The organism is Bradyrhizobium erythrophlei (assembly GCF_042430365.1).
GTDB lineage: Bacteria > Pseudomonadota > Alphaproteobacteria > Rhizobiales > Xanthobacteraceae > Bradyrhizobium > Bradyrhizobium erythrophlei.
The window spans coordinates 43826-62875 of record NZ_JBHMET010000065.1; the positions used below are offsets into that span (position 1 = coordinate 43826).

Consider the following 19050-nt stretch of genomic DNA (forward strand, 5'->3'; position numbering starts at 1 on the left):
ACTCTCCCTCACTGCAGCTTGCATTTCGTCTCGGGCCGGTCAACACCAAGCGTGTCGAGCTCGGAGACCTGATGCAGGAAGCCCTCCTGCGGCGACACCGAAACGACCATGCGCCCGTCGACCAGAAGGATCGGCTGGCGCAGCTGCAGATTCCAGTCCCGCAATGTCAACCGCGTGCCCTTGAAGGCGGCGACGGAAAAATCCGGTCCCTTGAGGAAGGCAAGGACCTTCTTCGGGTCGCCGGAATTGGTGCGCGACGTCGCCTCTCCGATCATGCGCGCGGCGGTCCAGGCCTGCATGTCGAGCGCGGTCATGCGCCGCGAGTTCAGCTTCATGAAGCGGTTCTGCATTTGCACCGCGCCCCATTGATCCTGCGCCGGGTCCCAGCTCGTCGGCACCAGTCCAGCCGAACCTGCCACGGGCCGCGGATCCCAGGTCCGGTAGGGCAGATAGGCCGCGAACACATCGCTCTCGTCGGCGGCGACGAGCACGTCATAGGCCGGGGCCTGCTGGGTGAACACCGGCATCTGGCGCTGGATCAGCGTCACGCCGCTGTCGGTGCGGCGCGCACCGCCGGTGTCCTCGAATATCCGCTCCTGCACGATCTTGGCACCAAAGCGTGTCGCGGCGCGCTTGAGCGCCTCGGCGTAGAGCTTGTCCTGTTCATGCGAGCCGGCGACCAACAGCCAGCGCTTCCATTGCTTCCAGACCAGATATTGCGCCAGCGCGTCCGCGAGCATCGTGCGGGTCGGTGCGACATGGATGATGTTGGCGCGGCAGTCCTGCTCGCGCAGCCGGTCGTCGATCGCGCCGGCGTTCAGCAGCACGGTGCCGCGCTCGCGCAGCGCGTCGGCGGCCTTGAGCAGCGCATCCGCGGGCAGGTCGGCGATGACATAGTCGTTGCGGCCGGCGAGCGCGGTGGCGGCCTTGGCGACGTCCTCGCCGCCCTTCAGACGAATCTCCTCGATCGTGAAGCGCTGGTTGAGGAACTTGCCCGTGGTGTTGTTGTCCTCGATCGCAAGTCGTGCGCCGGCGATGCCGTCATTGTCGGCGGGTTGTTCGACCAGGGACAGTTTCGATTTGACACCGGCATGGCCGAGATAGCCGATATGGATCTCGGTCGGATCGGCCGCCAGCGCCCGCGTCGCAACCATGCCGAGCGCAATGGTGCCGACCAGCCATCGCAACATAAGTCCTCCCGTCACGTCTTCCTCTTGGCTTGCAACATGACCGAATTGGCCTAGCTTGCAACCCCGCTTTTTGTCGTTGCAGGGATCGCACATCCCGACCGGTTCACGATCATGAGAGTGTCTTACGTCCTTGCCATGATGCTGCCGATCATGATGTCGACGCCGGCGCTTGCCGGCCCGCCCAAGCTTGCGGTGTTCGATTTCGAGATGATCGATACCAGCCTGCAGGGGGAGGTGAACGGCGTGCAGGCCGAGGAGCAGGCGCGGCTGATGCGCGCGGGCGAGCAGGTGCGCAAGGAGCTGGCGCAGTCGGGCAAGTTCGACGTCCTCGACATCGCGCCGGTCAATGCTGCGGCGCACGGCAGCAATCTCCAGGCTTGCGGCGGATGCGACGTGAAGCTCGCCGGTGAACTCGGCGCCGATCTCCTGATCATCGGCGTGGTGCAGAAGGTTTCCAACCTGATCCTCAACGTCAATCTCTACTTGCGCGATGTTCATAGCGGGCAGCTGCTCGCGGTCATGAGTGCCGACATGCGCGGCAACACCGACGAAACCTGGTCGCGCGCGACAGGCTATCTCGTGCGCAACCGGCTGCTCGCGCCGAATTACGGCGCGCCGCAGCTGAAATAGGTCGAGGCGAGATCAGGCCTTCAGCCGCGCGGCATGCCAGCGCAGGTGATCGGCCATGAAGGTCGAGATGAAGTAGTAGCTGTGGTCGTAGCCGCCTTGGCGGCGCAGGGTGAGGGGAATGGCGGCCTTTTCGCAGGCGGCTTTCAGGAGTTCGGGGCGAAGCTGTTCGGCGAGGAATTGGTCGGCGTCGCCATAGTCGACCAGCAGCTCGGAGAACTTCGCGCCGTCCTCGATCAATGCCACGGCATCGTGCTTGCGCCAGCGGGCCTTGTCGCCGCCGAGATAGCCGCCCAGCGCCTTCTGGCCCCACGGCACCTGCGAGGGCGCAACGATTGGCGCAAACGCGCTTGCCGCGCGATAGCGGCCGGGATTGCGCAGCGCGACCGTCAGCGCGCCATGGCCGCCCATCGAATGGCCGAGGATCGACTGCCGTGCCGCATCGACCGGAAAATGCCCGGCGACCAGCTTCGGCAGTTCTTCGGTCACATAACTCCACATGCGGTAGTTGCGCGCGAACGGCTCTTCGGTGGCGTCGACGTAGAAGCCGGCGCCGAGCCCGAAATCGTAAGCATTGGCCGGATCGCCGGGCACGCCTTCGCCGCGCGGACTGGTGTCCGGCGCCACGAAGATTAGCCCAAGCTCGGCGCAGGCCTGGCGATATTCACCTTTCTCGGTAACGTTGGCGTGGGTGCAGGTCAGGCCCGATAGATAGGTGACGACGGGCAGCCTGGCGCCGGCGGTGCGGCGCGGGACGAAAACCGAGAACGTCATGTCGGTCTTGGTCTCACGGCTCGGGTGGCGATAAACGCCCTGGATGCCGCCATGGGATTCGTTGAGCGAAAGCGTCTGCATTGTCATGATCGTTGACTCCGGGGCGCGATCTCAGGCGACACCGCTCTCGATCGCGAGCCGCACCAGCTCGGCCGAGGTGCGCACGCCAAGCTTCTGGCGCATGATCGAGGAGGTGTTGGCGACCGTCTTGTAGGAGGAATGAACCAGCCAGGCGATCTCGGACAGGCTCTTGCCTGAGGAGAGCAGCCGCAAGATCTCCATCTCGCGCGAGGTCAGTTTCGAGAGCGGGTTTTGCGCAAAGGTGGGCCGCGCAAAGGCGACGCTGCGCGCGATCGCCGGCGGCAAGTAAACGCCGCCATTGCCGACCTCGCGGACCGCTTCCACCAGGTCATTCGGGTCCCCGGTCTTGGACACATAACCCTTGGCGCCGATGTCGATCGCGCGCGCGGCGAACACCGGATCGTCGTTCATGCTGAACATGATGATGCGCGCGGTCTGATCGCGCGCCAGGATGCGGCGCGCCAGCTCGAAGCCGGACACCGTCGGCAGGTTGATGTCGATCACGCAGATATCCGGCTTTTCCGCAACGAATGCCCGTTCGCCGCTTTCGGCATCGGACGCATCCAATAGCGCAACCGCGGGATCGTCGCCAAACACAGTGCGGCAGCCCGATGCAACGATCGGATGGTCATCAACGATCAGAATGCGCATGGCGTTGTCCCGTGGACCTGCGTCAATCCATTCATTATCACATCACCTTGCACCAGGATCGGTTCCGATCTGCTTGTGCACCTGGTGCGAGTTTGCAGTAGGCTGGGATTAGATAGCCGGGCAAATTTGGCTGTCAACGATCCTCTGGGAGGAGGACACGCGGGTCGGGGACAACGCAATGTGGCAGAAATTATCCTTGCGGGCGCGGATCAACGTGCTGTTGGTGCTGGTGCTGACGCTGGGGCTCGCGATCAATATCGCCCGGCTCGTGCTGGAGGCCGGGCCTCGCGTTCAGGCCGAGGACCAGAGTGTGATCCGCCTGGCGCGCGAGTTCGTCGAGACGATCGTGGCAGGTCTCAACGACGCGCCCGATCCCGATGCGCGGCTCGACCGGATCGTCCAGGACCTGAGCCGGCTCCGTCACGTCAGCGTGACGCGGCAGGATGATGCGACCGCAAAAGCCGTCGAGCGCGCCGAGGAAGTCGCGGATCCTCGCGCGCCGCCGGCGTGGTTCGTCGCGCTGGTTCACCCCGAGCAAACCTCGGTGCGGGTGCCGATTTCCATTCGCGGCAAGCCGCAATCGCTCGTCATCACCTCGCACCCGGACGACGAAATGGCCGAGATCTGGGACGGCATCGTCACCCAGCTCGAGGTCGGCTCGGCGATCGCGGTTGCGCTGTTTCTGGTCACCATGCTGGTCGTCGGCCGTGCGCTGGCACCGCTCGAGGCCCTGTCGCAGACGATGGCCAATATCGAGGCCGGGTTCTACGACGCGCGTGTCGAGCCCGGCGGATCGCCTGAACTGGCCGCCATCTGTGCCAAGCTGAACCATCTCGCCGCAACTTTGGGCGAGGCGGTGGAGGGCAAGCGCCAGCTCGCCGAGCGCGCGGTGTCGCTGCAGGATTCCGAGCGCAAGGAGATCGCGCGCGAGCTGCACGACGAGTTCGGGCCGTATCTGTTTGCGCTGCGCGCGCATGCCGGTGCCCTGATGCGGCTGTCCGAGGTCGACGACCCCGATCCCGCGGCGCTGCGCAAGCATGGCGACGCCATTCTCGAACAGGTCAATGCGCTGCAGCAATTCACTCGCCGCATTCTCGAGCGGCTGCGCCCGGTCGGCCTGGCCGAGCTCGGACTGCGCGAGGCGCTGTGCGCGCTGGTGCGGCTGTGGAGCGAATCGCACCCCGACGTGGAGATCGAAAGCAGCATTTCGGGTGCGCTTGGCGAGACCGGCGAGACGGCGGACCTGACGATCTACCGCATCGTCCAGGAGGCCCTCACCAATGTTTTTCGCCACGCCGGCGCAACGGCGGTCAGCATCACCATCGAGCCCGCGGAACAGCAGACCGGACTGCGTGGCAGCCGGGGCTGCGCGTTGGTGCGGGTTCGCGACAATGGTCGCGGTCTGCAGCCCGATCACAAGCTCGGACATGGCCTGACCGGGATGCGCGAGCGAATTCTGGCGCTGGGAGGGACGCTCAGCGTCAATTCCGGCGACGATGGCGTGACGGTCGAGGCGTTCGTTCCGAAGCTCGCGCAACCCTAGGGAGCCATACGACCTTGGTCGGGATATTTTCCCGAGTCTTTCGGGAACAATGATGGATGGCGCGATCGCAAATTTGCTCACTAGTATCGTGGCACGAACCGGCGGGGATCAACGATGCCGGGCGGTGGTGGGTGGATGGATGGGCGTGCGGTTCATAATGGTCGCGTCGATTGCGGCCGGTGTCGTTGCCGGAAGCGACGTTTGCGATGCCCAGACCGGGCCGGAGCAGGTCGAGACCCTGCCGCCGGTCGTGGTTACGGCACCCAGTGAAGGCGCGAAGCGCAGTCGCCCGCGAGACGCAACCCGTGTCGCTCGGGCCCGGCCGCGCGTTGTCATCCCGACGGCGCCGGCGGCTTCGCCCACATCCGCGTCGGCGATTGATGCGGACAAGGTTCCGGCGAGCGTCAACCTTGTCGACAGCCAGCAGATCCAGCGGACCGGCTCGGCCAACATCACGGATGCGCTCGTGCAAGCCGTGCCGGGCATCATCGTGAACGAAGTCTCCGGCAATCCATTCCAGCCGGATGTGCAGTTCCGCGGTTTTGTTGCATCTCCTATCGCGGGCACGCCGCAGGGGCTCGCGGTCTATCAGAACGGGGTGCGCATCAACGAAGCGTTCGGCGACACCGTCAACTGGGACCTGATCCCGACCGCGGCGATCAAGTCCGTCGCGGTCGTGACCAACAATCCGGCCTTCGGCCTGAACGCGCTTGGCGGGGCGGTCAACATCCAGATGAAGGACGGCTTCAGCTACCAGGGCGCCGAGATCAACATGATGGGCGGCTCGTTCGGCCGCATTCAGGGCTCGGCGCAGTGGGGCAAGCAGGTCGACAATTTCGCCGTCTACGGCGCTCTGGAAGGGCTGCACGACGACGGTTTCCGGAACTTCTCGCCGTCGGATATCCGCCGCTTCTATGGCGATGTCGCCTACAGGAACGATGTCAGCGAGTTCCACCTCAACATGGGGGTCGCCGACAACAAGTTCGGCGCCACGGTCGCGGTGCCGGCAGAGCTGCTCCAGCAATACTGGGGCGCGACCTACACCACGCCGCAAACCTCACATCACCAGGTCGGCTATTTCAACCTGACCGGCAAGGTCGAGGCGACGCCGACCTGGACCGTCGAGGGCGCCGCGCATTTGCGCGTGTTCAAGCAGAATACGGTCGACGGGAACCCGACCGGCACCCGGCCCTGCGATACCGACAACACGCTGCTCTGCTTTGGTGAAAATATGGCGCCGGCCAATGGCTTGAATGGCGTTCAGCTCGCCAATCCGTTCCCCGACGGTGCGGTTCTGGGCGAGCTCGACCGGACAACGGTCAAATCGACGACTGCCGGCCTGTCGCTGCAGGCGACCAACGATGATCAGCTGTTCGGGCATAACAATCGCTTCACGATCGGCGGCAGCTTCGACTCCAGCGTCAGCTGGTTCGATGCCAGCGCCGAGCTCAGCACCATTGGCACCAACTATGTCGTGAGTGGAAGCGGGATCTTCCTCGGGCAATCCGGCAGTCCCGTATCGATCGGTCCGGTATCGCTGCGGACCACCAACCAGTACGCCGGCATCTACGCGCTCGACACGTTCGATGTCACCGACAGGTTTTCGATCGCCGGAGGCGGCCGGTTCAATTCCGCCCGCATCACGCTGGAAGACCTGATCGGGACCGAGCTGAATGGCCATCACCAATACGACCGCTTCAATCCGATCATCGGCGCCACTTACAAGATCACGCCGGAGCTGACCGCCTATGCCGGCTATTCGGAGGCCAACCGAGCCCCGACGCCGCTGGAGCTCGGCTGCGCCGATCCCAACAACCCCTGCCTTATTGCGGCGTTCCTGGTCTCCGACCCCACGTTGAAGCAGGTGGTCTCGCGGACCGTCGAAGCGGGTCTGCGCGGCACGAAAGATACCTATCTCGGCACACTCAGCTGGAAGCTCGGCGGCTTCCGCGCCAGGAACGACGACGACATCCTGGCGATTCCGAGCCCCGTGGTGCAGGGCTTTGGCTTCTTCCAGAACGTCGGATCGACACGGCGGCAGGGGATCGAGGCCGAGGTCAATCTGAAATCGCGCGCATTGCAGCTCTACGCCAGCTATGCCCTCGTCGATGCGCGCTTCTTGGATTCGCTCGATGTCGCCTCAAACAGCCCATTCCGCGATCCCGTCACCGGGACCGTGCATATCTCACCGGGCAACCAGATTCCCGCCATTCCGCGCCATCGCATCAAGGCCGGCTTCGACTATGCGGTGACCGACGCGTTCAAGGTCGGCGGCGATGCGCTGTGGGTCAGCAGCCAGTATTTCGTCGGTGACGAATCCAACCAGGCGCAGAAGCTGCCGTCGTACGCCGTGTTCAACGCCCACGCCTCGTATCAGATCAACAAGACGTTCCAGATCTACGGTCGTGTCGACAATATCTTCGACCATCGTTACTCGACGCATGGGACGTTCTTCGACATCACCTCGCTGCCCAATTTCGCCAACGGTGGCGCGCCCTTCACGGACGCCCGGACGCTCAGCCCGGCGCGGCCGCGCGCCTTCTATGCCGGCTTGCGGGCAACTTTTTAAACCCGCGGCCAGTTCGCCGCGACCGCCCATACGAGCGCGATCGCTCCGGCAATCCAGACCAGGATGATCGCGACCATCCCCGCCCGGCTGATCGGGCGCCCCGCAGCGGCGCTGGCGCGCGCTCGGCATTCCGCCATTACGGCGTCGGGAACGAGCGCGATCGCAAGCCAGATGCCGAGTGGCAGGATGATCAGATCGTCGAGATAGCCGAGGACCGGGATGAAGTCCGGAATCAGGTCGATCGGCGAGAGGGCGTAGGCTGCGACCGCGATCGCGAGGGCCTTGGCGTACCAGGGCACACGGGGATCGCGGGAGGCGAGATAGAGCGCATAGCTGTCCCGCTTGAGGTCGCGCGCCCAGGCCTTGATGCTGGAAAGCATGAGATGAGGGTGCCGGCCAGGTCATTCCGGTCAATTCGGCGCGAGGAGGCTATTCCAGCACCACATCCGCAGTCACGCCACCGTGCTGTCCCTTGTTGACGGACGACGGCGCGACGCCGAAATACTTCCGGAACACGCGGCTGAAATGCGAGGAGCTCGAAAAGCCCCACGAGAATGCGACATCGGTGATCGTCTTGCCGTTCTGGGATTCCAGCTCCTGCCGGCAGTGCTGCAGGCGGGCGCGCCAGATGTAGTCGCTGACCGTCATGCCGCGATCGCTGAACAGCATGTGCAAATAGCGCTTGGAGCAGCCGAGCGCAGCCGAGATGCGATCGATGCACAGGTCGGGGTCGCGTAGATGCTCGCGAATGAAGCCCTGCGCGCGCACGTAGGTGGCCTCGGCGCTGCCGCGGTCGAACATCGCGCCGGTTTCGCGCAGCGGCAGCAGCAGCAGATCGATCAGGGAATCGGCCACGCCGACGGCGTTGAGCGGCGACAGTTTCGGCGCCTCGCCGAAGGCGGCGTGCACGAAGTCATAGGCGATGCGGCCGGTGCCGTTGCGCGCCGACAATTTGCACGGCGCCATCTTGGAGAGCTGGAAGCCGCGCTCTTTCAGGAGGTCCTTCGGCACGATGACCACTTCGTGACGGGTCAGCGACGGGCTGATGATCGTGTGCGGGCAAGACACGTCATAGGCGAAGCAGTCGCCCGGCATGATGTCGAAGTGACGGCCTTCCTGCTCGAAATGCGAGACGCCGTGGGTTTGGAAGACGATCTTGATGTAGGGGTGCTCGCTTAACTTGATGCGCGAGATGGTGTGCGCAATGCGGTGCTGGCTTGCCTCGATCTGGCACAGCTTGAGCCGCGACACAGTGGTGTAGTTGATCCGCCCTTCGAGCGATGATCCTTCCAGCGCATCCACGTCGAACTGGCCGCACAGATTGGTCAGTGCATCTGACCAACGCTGGATCTGACGTTTTGGTGTCAACCCGGACGTGCTGAGCGAATGCACTTTATCGGACATGTTTCCAGCCACCGATTCGATCCCCAAACGTGACTGCCATTGAGAATGCCTGGGCCGCGAACGCCTGATTCCCCCACTTTGGAGCGGTCGGTGAGGGTTTTTCGGCGTTCCTCCCGGAACCTTTTGGCAATCCTCTGACTTAGTTTTGGTGCCGTCAAGCTTAACCTTGGTGCGCAGAGGGACCCGTCCGAACGATGCGAGCCCTAATGCTGTGCAGCATGACGGCTGCCCGCGATGCCCGGGATGACACCCCAAAAAATCTCGTCACGTTTCGCTTTTGAGCAAACGGCTCTTCCCTCTTGGGCAAGTTTCCCATTCGCGAACGGGATACGGATACGGAACCAAACCTAAAGAAACGGGCCGTTTTGACGGTAACCCTGAGCTCTTAAACTGGGAGGAATCCACTATGCGCAAGGTGCTTTACGCGACCGGTCTTGGCGTCATGGCGGCGTTCGCCGCCGGAGCCGCCAATGCCAACGAAGAACTCAGCAAGATGGCGCAGAACCCGAAGGACTGGGTGATGCCAACGGGCGATTACGCCAACACGCGCTATTCGAAGCTGAATCAAATCAACGCCTCGAACGTCGGAAAATTGCAGGTTGCCTGGATGTTCTCGACCGGCGTGCTGCGCGGCCACGAAGGCGGCCCGCTGATCATCGGCAACACGATGTACGTTCATACGCCATTCCCCAACAAGGTCTATGCTCTTGACCTTTCGCAGGAAAACAAGATCATCTGGAAATACGAGCCGAAGCAGGATCCGAATGTGATTCCGGTGATGTGCTGTGACACGGTGAATCGCGGCGTTGCCTATGGCGACGGCAAGATCTTCCTGCACCAGGCCGACACCACGCTGGTCGCGCTCGATGCCAAGACCGGCAAGGTGGAGTGGACGGTGAAGAACGGCGATCCGAGCAAGGGCTCGACCGGGACCTCTGCACCGATGGTCGTCAAGGACAAGGTTCTGCTTGGCATCTCCGGTGGCGAATTCGGCGTTCAGGCTCATGTGACCGCCTACGACATCAAGACCGGCAAGCAGGTCTGGCGCGGCTATTCGGAAGGGCCGGATGACCAGATCCTGGTCGACGATAAGACCACCGAGCTTGGTAAGCCGATTGGAAAGGATTCGAGCCTCAAGACCTGGCAAGGCGACCAGTGGAAGATCGGCGGCGGCGCCACATGGGGATGGATCTCCTACGATCCTGAGCTCAACCTCATCTATTACGGATCGGGCAACCCCTCGACCTGGAACCCGAAGCAGCGTCCCGGCGACAACAAATGGTCGATGACGATCTGGGCACGTAATCCGGACACCGGCATGGCCAAGTGGGTCTACCAGATGACGCCCCATGACGAATGGGACTATGACGGCGTCAACGAGATGATCCTGTCCGATCAGACGATCAATGGGGCCGCACGCAAGCTGTTGACCCACTTCGATCGCAACGGCCTCGGCTACACGCTCGATCGCGTCAACGGTGAGTTGCTGGTCGCCGAGAAGTACGATCCGAAGGTCAACTGGACCTCCGGCGTCGACATGAACAAGAGCTCGCCGACCTATGGTCGTCCGAAGGTTCTTGATACGGCGTCGACCGACAAGGCGGGCGAGGACCACAACGTCAAGGGTATCTGCCCGGCCGCGTTGGGTACGAAGGACGAGCAGCCGGCGGCCTATTCGCCGGACACGCAGCTGTTCTACGTGCCGACCAACCACGTCTGCATGGACTATGAACCGTTCAAGGTGAGCTACACGGCGGGGCAGCCCTATGTCGGCGCGACGCTGTCGATGTATCCGCCGGCCGGCGAGACCCACATGGGTAACTTCATCGCCTGGGACGGCAAGACCGGCAAGATCGTCTGGTCGAACAAGGAGCAGTTCTCGGTCTGGTCGGGTGCACTCGCGACCGCTGGTGGCGTGGTGTTCTACGGCACGCTGGAAGGCTACCTGAAGGCTGTCGATGCCAAGACGGGCAAGGAGCTCTACAAGTTCAAGACTCCGTCCGGCATCATCGGCAACGTCACGACCTACGAGCAGGGCGGCAAGCAGTACGTGGCCGTGCTCTCCGGTGTTGGCGGCTGGGCGGGCATCGGCCTTGCGGCCGGTCTGACTGACCCGACCGCAGGTCTCGGCGCCGTCGGTGGCTACGCTGCGCTGAGCAACTACACCGCGCTCGGCGGAACGCTCACGGTGTTCTCGCTGCCGCAGCAATGAGCTGAGCAACCTCGTGCCGGCGCGTGGAGCGATCTCCGGGCGCCGGTTCGTCGACCACCGAATTCGAGGACAGGCTCTTGCGTAACATCTGGTTTGTGACGGCCGCGATTGTTGTCGTGGCAACACGGGGAATTGCCTTCGCCGAAGACGTGGCCGATCCGGCCGCAGTCAAGTCCGAGGACGGCAAGTATCTCGACAAGGAAGGAAGCCCGACTTTCAAGGTCGCGGCCGACGGCACCGTGGACTGGTACACCTATTCCGGATACCGCCGTTACCATTCGGAGTGTCATGTCTGTCACGGCCCTGACGGGATGGGATCGACCTACGCTCCCGCGCTGACAAATTCGCTGCAGACCATGAGCTACGGGGACTTCCTCGGCGTGGTCGCGAGCGGACGCAAGAACGTCAACAGCGCGCAGGAGAACGTGATGCCGGCGTTCGGCGATAACCCGAACGTTGCCTGCTACATGGATGATCTTTATGTGTACCTGCGCGCCCGCGCCAATGACGCGGTTGCGCGCGTCCGGCCGGCCAAGCATGAAGACAAGCCGCAAGCCTATAGCCAGGCGGAGAGCGCCTGTATGGGCAACAAATGAGCATGTTCGGCGCGGATGACAACGGTTCTATGATTTGGAGAGACTAAGATGAAAACGCGCGCCGCAGTGGCTTTCGAGGCCAAGAAGCCCCTGGAGATCGTCGAACTGGATCTGGAAGGACCCAAGGCCGGCGAAGTCCTTGTCGAGATCAAGGCCACGGGCATCTGTCACACCGATGCCTACACGCTCGACGGCTTCGACAGCGAAGGCATCTTTCCGTCGATCCTCGGTCACGAGGGAGCCGGCATCGTGCGCGAGGTCGGCGCCGGCGTGACGTCGGTCAAGCCGGGCGATCACGTGATCCCGCTCTACACGCCCGAATGCCGGCAGTGCAAAAGCTGCCTGAGCCAGAAGACCAACCTCTGCACGGCGATCCGCGCCACCCAGGGCAAGGGCGTGATGCCCGACGGCACCTCGCGCTTCAGCTACAAGGGCAAGCCGATCTTCCACTATATGGGCTGCTCGACCTTCTCGAACTTCACCGTGCTGCCGGAGATCGCGGTGGCGAAGATCCGTGAGGACGCACCCTTCGACAAGAGCTGCTACATCGGCTGCGGCGTGACCACCGGCGTCGGCGCGGTCGTGAACACCGCCAAGGTGACGCCGGGCTCCAACGTCGTCGTGTTCGGTCTCGGCGGCATCGGCCTCAACGTCATCCAGGGCGCCAGGATGGTCGGTGCCGACAAGATCATCGGCGTCGACATCAACGACTCCAAGGACAATTGGGGCCGCCAGTTCGGCATGACGCATTTCGTCAATCCGACCAAGATCAGCGGCGACATCGTCCAGCACCTGGTTGGCCTGACCGATGGCGGCGCCGACTACACTTTCGACTGCACCGGCAACACCAACGTGATGCGTCAGGCGCTGGAGGCCTGCCATCGCGGCTGGGGTGTTTCCGTGGTGATCGGCGTCGCGGAAGCCGGCAAGGAGATCGCGACGCGTCCGTTCCAGCTCGTTACCGGCCGTGTCTGGAAGGGCACCGCATTCGGCGGCGCGCGCGGCCGCACCGACGTGCCGAAGATTGTCGACTGGTACATGAACGGAAAGATCCAGATCGATCCGATGATCACTCACGTGCTGAAGCTCGAGGAGATCAACCAGGGGTTTGACCTGATGCACGAGGGTAAATCGATCCGCTCGGTCGTCGTGTTCTAAAATCAAGGCATCAAGCAATAGGAGGATAGGCCCATGACTGTTCATATCCACCCATCGGTCGACAACGGCGTCAAGCAGGGTTCCGGCAACTTCGCCGGCGGAACCCTGGTCTGCAAATGCGCGGACAAGCCGGCCAAGGTCGGCATCAAGGGCGACGTCGCGCATAATCACGCCTGCGGCTGCACCAAGTGCTGGAAACCCTCGGGCGCGATATTCTCTGTGGTCGCGGTGGTGCCGCGCGAGAATGTGACTGTGCTCGAGAACGGCGACAAGCTGCAGATCGTCGATACGGCGGCGGTGATCCAGCGCTACGCCTGCCAGGGCTGCGGCACCCACATGTACGGGCGGATCGAGAACAAGGGCCACCCGTTCTACGGCCTCGACTTCATCCATCCCGAGCTGTTCCAGGAGTCCGGCTCGGCCGCTCCGGGGTTCGCGGCGTTCGTGTCGTCGGTGATCGAGTCCGGCGTCCAGCCGGCCGAGATGCCCGCGATCAGGGCGCGGCTCAAGGAGCTCGGGCTTGAGCCCTATGATTGCCTGTCGCCCGCGTTGATGGATGCAATTGCCACCCACGTGGCAAAGGCCAAGGCGGCCTGATCGGCCGGATGACGAGACACCACGCCGGCGGGACCGCCGCCGGCGTGGTGTAAACTGATGGTACCCCGGTTTGAACGGTGCATCGCGCTGTCCTATCTTCGTGGGCACGTCCCGTGCCCACGAAGATGCCATGACCACCGCCATCACGCCGTTTCGTATTTCCGTCAGCGACGACCTGCTCGAGGATCTACGCGCGCGCTTGCGGCGGACCCGTTGGCCGGACGCCGAGCTGGTCGACGACTGGAGCCAGGGCGCGCCGCTGCAATGGATCAAGGACGTCTGCCGCTACTGGGCCGAGGATTATGACTGGCGCCAGCGCGAGACGCGGCTCAACCGGTTTCCCCAGTTCGCGACCGCGATCGACGGGCTTGACATCCACTTCATCCACGCCCGCTCGCCGCATCCGGACGCCATGCCGCTGATCATCACCCATGGCTGGCCGGGGTCGGTGGTCGAATTCCACAAGGTGATCGAGCCGCTGACCAACCCGACGGCGCATGGCGGCAGTGCGGCAGATGCCTTCCACGTGGTGTGTCCGTCGCTGCCGGGCTTCGGCTTTTCGGCCAAGCCGACCACGACCGGCTGGGGCGTCGACCGCATCGCGAAGGCCTGGGCCGTCCTGATGGAGCGCCTTGGCTACGCGCGCTATGCCGCGCAGGGCGGCGACTGGGGTTCGGCGGTGACGACCGCGATCGGTGCGCAGGATGCGGCGCACTGTACCGGCATCCACATCACGCTCGCGATGGCGACGCGGCCCAATGTCGAGGGACAGCCGACGCCGCAGGAGACGCGGGCGCTCGAGGGCATCAAATATTATGCCGACTGGGACTCCGGATATTCCAAGCAGCAATCGACCCGTCCGCAGACGCTCGGCTACGGCCTGACGGATTCACCAAGCGGGCAGGCGGCCTGGATCCTGGAGAAGTTCTGGGCCTGGACCGATTGCGACGGGCATCCCGAGAACATCCTGAGCCGCGACGAACTGCTCGACAACGTCATGCTGTATTGGGTCACGGAAACGGCGACCTCGTCGGCACGGCTTTACTGGGAAAGCTTTGGGCCGAACAAGCGAACCCCGCACAAGGTCGCGGTGCCGACCGGCGTCGCGGTCTTCCCCAAGGAAATCGTGACCCCGGTGCGCAAGTGGATGGAGACGAACTACACCAATATCCGGCACTGGAGCGAAATGCCGAAGGGCGGCCATTTCTCCGCATTCGAGCAGCCCGAGCTGTTCGTCGGTGAGGTGCGCAAGTTCTTCGGTACGCTGCGATAACCTGGAGCTCGCCGACCCATGATCACCGGCATGCACGTCATTCTGTACAGCCGCGATGTGGACGCCGACCGCACCTTTCTTCGCGACGTCCTGGGGCTCTCCTCGGTCGATGCAGGGCATGGCTGGCTGATATTTGCCGCGCCGCCGTCCGAGATCGTCTGTCATCCCGCCGAGAGCAATGACAGGCACGAAATCTATCTGATGTGCGACGATGTGCAGGCGGAAATCGTGCGTCTCGCAGACAAGGGCATCACATGCAGCTCCTTCAGCGACGGGGGATGGGGCTTGCTGACGATGATTGACCTGCCAGGTGGCGGCAGGCTCGGCCTCTATGAGCCACGGCACCCAAGCCCACATCGCACGTAGGGTGGGTCGAGCCAGCGGGTCCGCGCAAAGCGCGGCCCGATGATAAACGCCGCGAAACCCACCGTCTCAATCTGCGGCACGAAGCCGATGGGTTTCGCTTCGCTCTACCCATCCTTTGAACTACAGCAGTCCGCGATAAATCCCCGGCGCGGAGCCTTCGATGGCCACTGCGCCGACGGCTTTCGAATAGAATTCCGCCGGTCCGACGCCGCCAATGATGGCGTAGCCGAAGCCCTGGTGATTCATGTCCTCGAGACAGGCGAACAATAGCGCCTTGCCAATTCCGTTCTGTTGCGCCGTCGGCGCGACGCCGGTCGGGCCGAAGAAGTTGCGACAGGTCGCGTCGTGGCAGGCGAATCCCACAGTGTTTTTTTGCTGGATCGCGATGAAGCAGGAGACCGGTTGGCGGCTGAACGCGACCTCGGTTTCGCTGGCCCATGCCTCGCTGAAGGTTTCCCGCACCCAGGCGATGACCTTGGGCTTTTCGGGGGCGAGCGCACGGCGCATGACAATTCCGGCCCTAAGCAGTCGATCATAGGCGGGCCGGGAATCGGGCAGGGCATAGAGCTTGACGAGCATGTCCATCTGAGGACCTTAGTGGAAAACCAGCCTGGCGTGCAAATCACGCAAGGAATGTAGGGTGGGTAGAGCGCAGCGAAACCCACCATCTCGACCCGCGGATCGAAGCCGATGGGTTTCGCTGCGCTCTACCCATCCTACGAACTGGAGCGAGATGCCGAAGCGCGACGCGACCGCAGCCCGCGGCGGACGAGAGATTCGCTGTGTGAAAGCAGCGGCTCTCCTGCTAGATTCGAGCAAACAAGACAGCCCCGAAATTCCAACTCGACTTGGAGAAGGGCGCACGGAGGGTACCCCGATGAAGGGCCGCTCGCACGCCATGTCCGATCGCCAGTCCGTCGTCAGCGATCCCGAGACCGTCCGCGCACGCGCCATGGAAACGCTGTTCGAGCGGCTGGAGAGCCTGTGCGAGGGGGCGATCGCGATCGATCGCGCCGGCCGCGTGGTCTATGTCAACGAAAAATACCTGCACTCGCTCCGTCTCAATCACGTTTCGGAGGCGCTTGGCCGCCCGATCGAGGAGATCATCCCCAACAGCCTGATGCGCCGGGTCGCCGAGACCGGCGAGCCGATCCTGCTCGACATCATGGAGCTCGGCGGCGAGCCGCTGGTCGTCACCCGCATGCCGATCGAGGACGAGAGCAGGAACGTGATCGGCGCGATCGGCTTCGTGCTGTCGGATCATCTCGACAGCCTCAAGCCGCTGATCGCGCGGATGGGACAGCTCGAACGCGATCTGCGGGTGGCGAAGCGGCAATTGTCGCAGGCACGCACGGCGCGGTTTACCTTCGACGACTATGTCGGCGAGACCGCAGGAATCGCGCGGGCCAAGCAACTGGCCGGCCGCGCGGCGCGCCAAAGCGTGACGGTGTTGTTGGCGGGTGAAACCGGCACGGGCAAGGAACTGCTGGCCCAGGCCATTCACAACGCCTCTGCGCGTGCCGACAAACCCTTCGTCAGCGTCAACGTCGCGGCCATTCCCGATACGCTGGTCGAATCCGAGTTCTTCGGCGCGGTAGCGGGGGCCTATACCGGCGCCGATCGCAAGGGCCGCGACGGGAAGTTCAGGACCGCCGACGGCGGCACCTTGTTCCTCGATGAGGTCGGCGAGATGCCGCTGCAATTGCAGGCCAAGCTGCTGCGGGCGTTGCAGGAGCGGGAAATCGAGCCGGTTGGATCCGACAAGGTGACCAAGGTCGACGTCCGCGTCATCGCGGCGAGCAACGTCGACCTGAAGAAGCGCGTCAGCGACGGTGCGTTCCGGGCCGACCTCTACTACCGGCTCAACGTGCTCTCGATCGAGTTGCCGCCGTTGCGCGATTGTCTCGACGATCTTCCCGACATCTGCGCCAGATTGCTCGATGACATCGTGCAGTCCGGCGATTACCTCAACGCCAAGATCACGCCCTCGGGGCTTGCGGCGTTGGCCCGCTATGACTGGCCCGGCAATGTCCGGGAGTTGCGCAATGTGCTGGAGCGCGCGCTGATCCTGAGCGACACCGGGCGGCTCACCGGCGAGGATTTCGCGCGCATCCTGCCCGCCGATCCGGCCGTCGGCATGGCCGCGCCCCAGGTCGGGGCGGGTGCGGTCGTCCCCTATGCCGAGGCCGAGGCCGCGTTCGAGAAGCGCACGCTCGAAGGCGCGCTCGAGGCCGCCAACGGGCAGATTTCGGAAGCCGCCAAAATGCTGCGTATTTCGCGCGCGACGTTCTACAAGAAACTCGCCAAGTTCGGCTTGGCCGTGTCGGATTCCTCGCCCGTCTGACTCTTGAGACTGAAACCGTCTCGAGTCTCGGAAAGTTGACACGGCACCAAAGGCCCTCACTTGCCGGCCGCCGCCCGATTTGCCGGTATTTCAAGCATTTTGCCCCGTTGCGATGCATCTGGCGCGGACCTTGCTCTGCTCCCCCGACGACGCATCTCGAATGCGCAAGAAAAGTCCGAAAAGAACAATTTTCCGGGGAGAGAAACAGATGAGCTTTCTGATCGCGCTGGCTGCCCTCGTTTTCCTGATGTTCGTCGCCTATCGCGGCTTCAGCGTCATCCTGTTTGCGCCGGTTGCTGCCCTTGGCGCGGTGCTGCTCACCGATCCCGGCGCTGTGCCGGCCGCCTTCACCGGCCTCTTCATGGACAAGATGGTTGGTTTCGCGAAACTGTATTTCCCGGTGTTCCTGTTGGGCGCCGTGTTCGGCAAGGTGATCGAGCTCTCCGGCTTCTCCAAATCGATCGTGGCGGCGGTCATTGGCCTCGTTGGAAGCGAACGCGCGATGCTGGCGATCGTGCTGGTCTGCGCGGTGCTCACCTACGGCGGCGTCTCGCTGTTCGTCGTGGTGTTCGCCGCCTATCCCTTTGCCGCCGAGATGTTCCGCGCCGGCAACATTCCAAAGCGCCTGATCCCCGGCACGATCGCGCTCGGCGCCTTTTCCTTCACCATGGACTCGTTGCCCTTCAGCCCGCAGATCCAGAACATCATTCCTACCACCTATTTCAAGACCACCAATGGCGCGGCGCCGATTCTCGGTACGATCGGCGCGATCTTCATCTTTGTGTTCGGGCTGACCTACCTCGAATGGCGACGCCGCCAGGCGGCGGCCGCCGGCGAGGGCTACGGCGAAGGTCACAGCAACGAGCCGCCGCCGGTCGATACCAGGGAGCTGGCGCCGGCCTTCATCGCCTTCCTGCCGCTGATCGTGGTGTTCCTGGTCAACCTGCTGCTCGGCGGCTTCCCCGGCCTGTTTGGCGGCCTGATCGAGCGCGCCTATGGCGCGAGCTACGAGCTGACGCTGGCGCTCGACCATGCGATCGCCACCCCGATTGCCAGCGTCAAGGCGATCTGGGCGGTGGAGGGCGCGCTGATCGCGGGCATTCTCACGGTGTTCGTCTTCGCGTTCCCCAAACTGAAGAAGACCTTTGCCGAGGGCAGCAAGGCCGCCGTCGGCGGCGCGTTGCTGGCCGCCATGAACACCGCGTCCGAATATGGCTTTGGCGGAGTGATCGCGGCGCTGCCGGGCTTCATCGTCATCAAGGATGCGCTGAAGACCATCCCCAATCCGCTCGTCAACGAAGCCATCACCGTCACCTCGCTCGCCGGCATCACCGGCTCGGCGTCGGGCGGCATGTCGATTGCGCTCGCCGCCATGGCCAAGGATTTCATCGCGATGGCCGAAGCCGCACACATTCCGCCCGAAGTGCTGCACCGCGTCGCATCGATGGCGTCTGGCGGCATGGACACGCTGCCGCACAACGGCGCGGTCATCACCCTGCTCGCGGTGACCGGGCTGACGCACCAGCAGTCGTACAAGGACATTTTCGCCGTGACCTGCCTGAAGACGCTGGCGGTGTTTTTCGTCATCGCCGTCTATTACGTCACCGGGCTGGTCTAGGCGTCGAGCAGCCGGCAAAGGTCGGGAAATCCGACGCGCGGTTGGAC

Annotated in this window: 17 protein-coding genes; 11 read left to right on the forward strand and 6 right to left on the reverse strand. The window is 63.6% G+C overall.

The features are described 5' to 3' along the window. Nucleotides 1-8 precede the first annotated feature (8 nt). Entirely contained in the window at nt 9-1190 is a 1182-nt protein-coding gene (gene pedA1, locus ACFFWD_RS11795; RefSeq protein ID WP_376965240.1) for a lanthanide ABC transporter ABC transporter substrate-binding protein PedA1, read from the reverse strand. Nucleotides 1191-1301: 111 nt separating this feature from the next. On the opposite strand from pedA1, the gene ACFFWD_RS11800 reads away from it, so the two are divergent. Continuing rightward, nucleotides 1302-1820, forward strand: a complete 519-nt coding sequence (locus ACFFWD_RS11800) for a DUF3280 domain-containing protein (RefSeq protein WP_376965113.1) — start codon at nt 1302-1304, stop codon at nt 1818-1820. 12 nt (nt 1821-1832) lie between these two features. On the opposite strand, the gene fghA is transcribed toward ACFFWD_RS11800, so the two are convergent. Together fghA and ACFFWD_RS11810 are read right to left on the reverse strand one after the other, a co-directional pair. Beyond that, entirely contained in the window at nt 1833-2678 is an 846-nt protein-coding gene (gene fghA, locus ACFFWD_RS11805) for an S-formylglutathione hydrolase (RefSeq protein WP_376965115.1), read from the reverse strand. 24 nt (nt 2679-2702) lie between these two features. After that, nucleotides 2703-3323: a response regulator gene (locus tag ACFFWD_RS11810; protein WP_376965117.1), complete on the reverse strand. Its 621-nt coding sequence runs from the start codon at nt 3321-3323 to the stop codon at nt 2703-2705. Between the two features lie 178 nt (nt 3324-3501). Here ACFFWD_RS11810 and ACFFWD_RS11815 point away from each other — a divergent pair, with 178 nt between their 5' ends. Both ACFFWD_RS11815 and ACFFWD_RS11820 read left to right on the forward strand, forming a co-directional pair. Beyond that, complete coding sequence (locus ACFFWD_RS11815; RefSeq protein ID WP_376965119.1) at nt 3502-4866, forward strand: histidine kinase; 1365 nt, start codon at nt 3502-3504, stop codon at nt 4864-4866. Nucleotides 4867-5005: 139 nt separating this feature from the next. Beyond that, nucleotides 5006-7435 carry a TonB-dependent receptor gene (locus tag ACFFWD_RS11820; protein WP_376965121.1) on the forward strand — a complete coding sequence of 810 codons (2430 nt, stop codon included), beginning with the start codon at nt 5006-5008 and terminating at the stop codon, nt 7433-7435. On the opposite strand, the gene ACFFWD_RS11825 is transcribed toward ACFFWD_RS11820, so the two are convergent. Both ACFFWD_RS11825 and ACFFWD_RS11830 read right to left on the reverse strand, forming a co-directional pair. Beyond that, a complete protein-coding gene (locus ACFFWD_RS11825; RefSeq protein ID WP_376965123.1) occupies nt 7432-7815 on the reverse strand; it encodes a YkvA family protein in 384 nt (127 codons plus the stop codon). The genes ACFFWD_RS11820 and ACFFWD_RS11825 overlap by 4 nt on opposite strands. A gap of 49 nt (nt 7816-7864) precedes the next feature. Then, a complete protein-coding gene (locus tag ACFFWD_RS11830; protein ID WP_376965125.1) occupies nt 7865-8839 on the reverse strand; it encodes a helix-turn-helix domain-containing protein in 975 nt (324 codons plus the stop codon). 406 nt (nt 8840-9245) lie between these two features. On the opposite strand from ACFFWD_RS11830, the gene xoxF5 reads away from it, so the two are divergent. The 6 genes from xoxF5 to ACFFWD_RS11860 all read left to right on the forward strand — a co-directional run bounded on the left by xoxF5 (nt 9246) and on the right by ACFFWD_RS11860 (nt 15041). Continuing rightward, on the forward strand, nt 9246-11051 hold the full coding sequence (gene xoxF5 / locus ACFFWD_RS11835) for a lanthanide-dependent methanol dehydrogenase XoxF5 (RefSeq protein ID WP_376965127.1): 1806 nt from the start codon (nt 9246-9248) through the stop codon (nt 11049-11051). A gap of 77 nt (nt 11052-11128) precedes the next feature. Next, a complete protein-coding gene (locus ACFFWD_RS11840) occupies nt 11129-11647 on the forward strand; it encodes a c-type cytochrome, methanol metabolism-related (protein ID WP_376965129.1) in 519 nt (172 codons plus the stop codon). 48 nt (nt 11648-11695) lie between these two features. Further along, nucleotides 11696-12805 (forward strand): S-(hydroxymethyl)glutathione dehydrogenase/class III alcohol dehydrogenase, encoded by a 1110-nt coding sequence (locus ACFFWD_RS11845; RefSeq protein ID WP_376965131.1) that lies wholly within the window; start codon nt 11696-11698, stop codon nt 12803-12805. Nucleotides 12806-12838: 33 nt separating this feature from the next. Then, the gene (gfa, locus tag ACFFWD_RS11850; RefSeq protein WP_376965133.1) at nt 12839-13402 is read left to right on the forward strand and encodes an S-(hydroxymethyl)glutathione synthase; all 564 of its coding nucleotides are present in this window, start codon (nt 12839-12841) and stop codon (nt 13400-13402) included. Between the two features lie 130 nt (nt 13403-13532). Then, a complete protein-coding gene (locus tag ACFFWD_RS11855; RefSeq protein WP_376965135.1) occupies nt 13533-14675 on the forward strand; it encodes an epoxide hydrolase family protein in 1143 nt (380 codons plus the stop codon). A gap of 18 nt (nt 14676-14693) precedes the next feature. Then, nucleotides 14694-15041 (forward strand): VOC family protein, encoded by a 348-nt coding sequence (locus ACFFWD_RS11860; protein ID WP_376965137.1) that lies wholly within the window; start codon nt 14694-14696, stop codon nt 15039-15041. A gap of 120 nt (nt 15042-15161) precedes the next feature. On the opposite strand, the gene ACFFWD_RS11865 is transcribed toward ACFFWD_RS11860, so the two are convergent. Further along, nucleotides 15162-15626 (reverse strand): GNAT family N-acetyltransferase, encoded by a 465-nt coding sequence (locus tag ACFFWD_RS11865; RefSeq protein WP_376965139.1) that lies wholly within the window; start codon nt 15624-15626, stop codon nt 15162-15164. A gap of 292 nt (nt 15627-15918) precedes the next feature. Here ACFFWD_RS11865 and ACFFWD_RS11870 point away from each other — a divergent pair, with 292 nt between their 5' ends. Further along, complete coding sequence (locus ACFFWD_RS11870) at nt 15919-17385, forward strand: sigma-54 interaction domain-containing protein (RefSeq protein ID WP_376965141.1); 1467 nt, start codon at nt 15919-15921, stop codon at nt 17383-17385. A gap of 208 nt (nt 17386-17593) precedes the next feature. Continuing rightward, the gene (locus ACFFWD_RS11875) at nt 17594-19003 is read left to right on the forward strand and encodes a GntP family permease (protein ID WP_376965143.1); all 1410 of its coding nucleotides are present in this window, start codon (nt 17594-17596) and stop codon (nt 19001-19003) included. Nucleotides 19004-19050: the final 47 nt, after the last annotated feature.

Excerpts from the sequence above, each read along its gene's own strand:
- pedA1 (WP_376965240.1), bottom strand. The coding sequence starts at position 1,190 with ATGTTGCGATGGCTGGTCGGCACCATTGCGCTCGGCATGGTTGCGACG.
- ACFFWD_RS11800 (WP_376965113.1), top strand. The coding sequence starts at position 1,302 with ATGAGAGTGTCTTACGTCCTTGCCATGATGCTGCCGATCATGATGTCG.
- fghA (WP_376965115.1), bottom strand. The coding sequence starts at position 2,678 with ATGACAATGCAGACGCTTTCGCTCAACGAATCCCATGGCGGCATCCAG.
- ACFFWD_RS11810 (WP_376965117.1), bottom strand. The coding sequence starts at position 3,323 with ATGCGCATTCTGATCGTTGATGACCATCCGATCGTTGCATCGGGCTGC.
- ACFFWD_RS11815 (WP_376965119.1), top strand. The coding sequence starts at position 3,502 with ATGTGGCAGAAATTATCCTTGCGGGCGCGGATCAACGTGCTGTTGGTG.
- ACFFWD_RS11820 (WP_376965121.1), top strand. The coding sequence starts at position 5,006 with ATGGGCGTGCGGTTCATAATGGTCGCGTCGATTGCGGCCGGTGTCGTT.
- ACFFWD_RS11825 (WP_376965123.1), bottom strand. The coding sequence starts at position 7,815 with ATGCTTTCCAGCATCAAGGCCTGGGCGCGCGACCTCAAGCGGGACAGC.
- ACFFWD_RS11830 (WP_376965125.1), bottom strand. The coding sequence starts at position 8,839 with ATGTCCGATAAAGTGCATTCGCTCAGCACGTCCGGGTTGACACCAAAA.
- xoxF5 (WP_376965127.1), top strand. The coding sequence starts at position 9,246 with ATGCGCAAGGTGCTTTACGCGACCGGTCTTGGCGTCATGGCGGCGTTC.
- ACFFWD_RS11845 (WP_376965131.1), top strand. The coding sequence starts at position 11,696 with ATGAAAACGCGCGCCGCAGTGGCTTTCGAGGCCAAGAAGCCCCTGGAG.
- gfa (WP_376965133.1), top strand. The coding sequence starts at position 12,839 with ATGACTGTTCATATCCACCCATCGGTCGACAACGGCGTCAAGCAGGGT.
- ACFFWD_RS11855 (WP_376965135.1), top strand. The coding sequence starts at position 13,533 with ATGACCACCGCCATCACGCCGTTTCGTATTTCCGTCAGCGACGACCTG.
- ACFFWD_RS11860 (WP_376965137.1), top strand. The coding sequence starts at position 14,694 with ATGATCACCGGCATGCACGTCATTCTGTACAGCCGCGATGTGGACGCC.
- ACFFWD_RS11865 (WP_376965139.1), bottom strand. The coding sequence starts at position 15,626 with ATGGACATGCTCGTCAAGCTCTATGCCCTGCCCGATTCCCGGCCCGCC.
- ACFFWD_RS11870 (WP_376965141.1), top strand. The coding sequence starts at position 15,919 with ATGAAGGGCCGCTCGCACGCCATGTCCGATCGCCAGTCCGTCGTCAGC.
- ACFFWD_RS11875 (WP_376965143.1), top strand. The coding sequence starts at position 17,594 with ATGAGCTTTCTGATCGCGCTGGCTGCCCTCGTTTTCCTGATGTTCGTC.